Origin of the sequence: Wolbachia endosymbiont of Drosophila bicornuta, assembly GCF_028982105.1 — a bacterium.
Lineage (GTDB): Bacteria > Pseudomonadota > Alphaproteobacteria > Rickettsiales > Anaplasmataceae > Wolbachia > Wolbachia pipientis.
Genome location: NZ_JAPQLF010000039.1, coordinates 1 through 2,072, shown reverse-complemented (window position 1 = coordinate 2,072; position 2,072 = coordinate 1). Strand labels below are relative to the sequence as shown.

Annotated in this window: 2 protein-coding genes; both read right to left on the bottom strand. The window is 35.6% G+C overall.

Annotated features, from left to right (window positions below):
- Window positions 1-449: 449 nt before the first annotated feature.
- On the bottom strand, window positions 450-1,427 hold the full coding sequence (locus OZD68_RS00525) for a quinone oxidoreductase family protein (RefSeq protein WP_275008719.1): 978 nt from the start codon (window positions 1,425-1,427) through the stop codon (window positions 450-452).
- 177 nt (window positions 1,428-1,604) lie between these two features.
- A partial coding sequence (locus tag OZD68_RS00520; RefSeq protein WP_275008718.1) for a transposase occupies window positions 1,605-2,072 on the bottom strand: 468 nt, incomplete at its 5' end.

Genomic DNA, 2,072 nt, shown 5'->3' with positions numbered 1-2,072 from the left:
TTACCATAAATCACCATCTCATAAAGTGTGATGCAACAAAGCTATCCCAGTGTCAAGCACTGGGATGACAAGAAGAGAGCACTGGAATGACAGGAGAAGGAGGGCTACTACCGTCATAAAGGAACCAGTGTCAGTTACTCGGATGATACCTTTTTCTACTTAATTTGGGTTATGCAAGAAGTCTATTCGCGGTATAGATTCCGCTAACACGTAGCGGGATGACGGTTGTCGGTAAATCTAAGTCAGTTTAGCTATATGCTTTTAATTCCCCCAAAAGGAGAATTATAGCTCTTTTTACAATAATCCGAACAGACCGTAATATGCTACTGGCCTGCTATAGCCATAAACACATATCTTATCGCATTCGGACTATTATAAAAAAGGCTATAAATATGTGAAGTTCTAGTTGATATGACTTAATGAATGGTTAGTTTAAATTACTAATTTATTTAAGAGATTTTGATAATATTTAACCCACTCGCTTTTCTATTTTCCATATCACGATGTGCTTGAATTATTTCATCAAATTTATATTTTTTATTGATCCGTACAGTTAAAAGTTTTTTTCTTATCATCTCGAAGATTTCCATTGTGGTAAGCACTAATGTGAATCTATCATGCTTATAATGGTATATTGAGGTTCCAGTTGCAAATAACGAACGTGAACTAAGTAAAGAAAAACTAATAGGAGCGTTACCTGATATCTGCCCATAGGAAACGTATATGCCGAACCTGCCCAAAGATTCAAAAGAGAGCTTGCTCGTAGCGTAACCTATGTGGTCATATACTGCACCTACTCCTCTGTTTTGCGTAATCTCCATAATTTTAGAAACGAAGTCTTTATCATTGTAGTTTATTGCGTATGTGCAGCCACTTTGTAAAGCTATCTTCATTTTTTCATCAGAGCTTACAGAACCTATCACTACACCTTTTTTATCCTTTGCCCATTGGCATATTATTTGTCCTAAGCCACCATTAGCCCCATGAACTAGCACGAAAGCACCAGGCCTGATTTTATAAGATTGATTAACTAAATAGTGAGCTGTCATACCTTTAAACAGCACTGCAGCAGCAACTTCATCAGATATGTCATCTGGAATTTTTATCAGATATTTCTGGTGTATAATGCGCTTTTCACAATATGCCCCTGGAGGAGCTGTGCAATATCCAACTCTATCTCCGACCTTCAACCCATCACTGATTTTTTTACCAAGCTTTTCAATAACTCCCACTGCTTCCACTCCAAGCACTGATGGTAAATTTTTAATTTTGCGTGTACCTTTTCTGTGCTCTAAATCATAACGATTTAAGCCGATAGTTGTGTGACGCACTAAGACTTCCTCGCCTTTTGGCTCACCTATGCTCTTATCTACAAATTCTAATACTTCTGGTCCCCCAGTTTTTTTAATTTGTATAGCTCTAACCATGATGAATATTAAGACAAAAACTTTGATTATGTTATCTAACAATTAATATTTTGCAAAGTTATTGTTTTCACAATCAATAGACTTCTTGCGTTACCTCTTGTCATCCCAGTGTCAGCTACTCGGATGACACACTATTGATTACTGAAATGACACGGTTTGCAAACCATACGCGTCAAGTTAAGAGATTGTGAGCAAATTTAGAGAGGTTAAAGTGGATACTCCAGCCCTTCTAGGTTTGTCTTTTAATGAAAATCGCGACCAAGTTATAGTGAGTTTTTTAAGAAATGCTTTTAAACTATTAATTTTGGTTAATACTAAAAATAACTCTCTAACCCGCCTTTTTAGATCAATAAATGCCTTTGTTAAGCTAAGTTCTGTATTCTTTTTCACTTCTGTGCAACCAACTATGCCGTGAAATATAAGAATTGCACACAATTTAGCATATAGTTCACATAATACTCTGCATGGCTTTCCTTTTACCTTATCAAGCCTGATATGGCTTTTATACAATTTAAATAATAACTCAATTTGCCACCTTACTCTGTAAATCGTTAATACTTGCTCAGCACTAATTTTATTTTCTGGAACATTAGTTATAAATATTGACCAGTTCAACAATTTTTGATTTCTTTTAGAGGATGTATA

What these genes read in the sequence shown, in the direction of transcription:
- OZD68_RS00525 (WP_275008719.1), bottom strand. Translation starts at nt 1,427, where the DNA reads ATGGTTAGAGCTATACAAATTAAAAAAACTGGGGGACCAGAAGTATTA.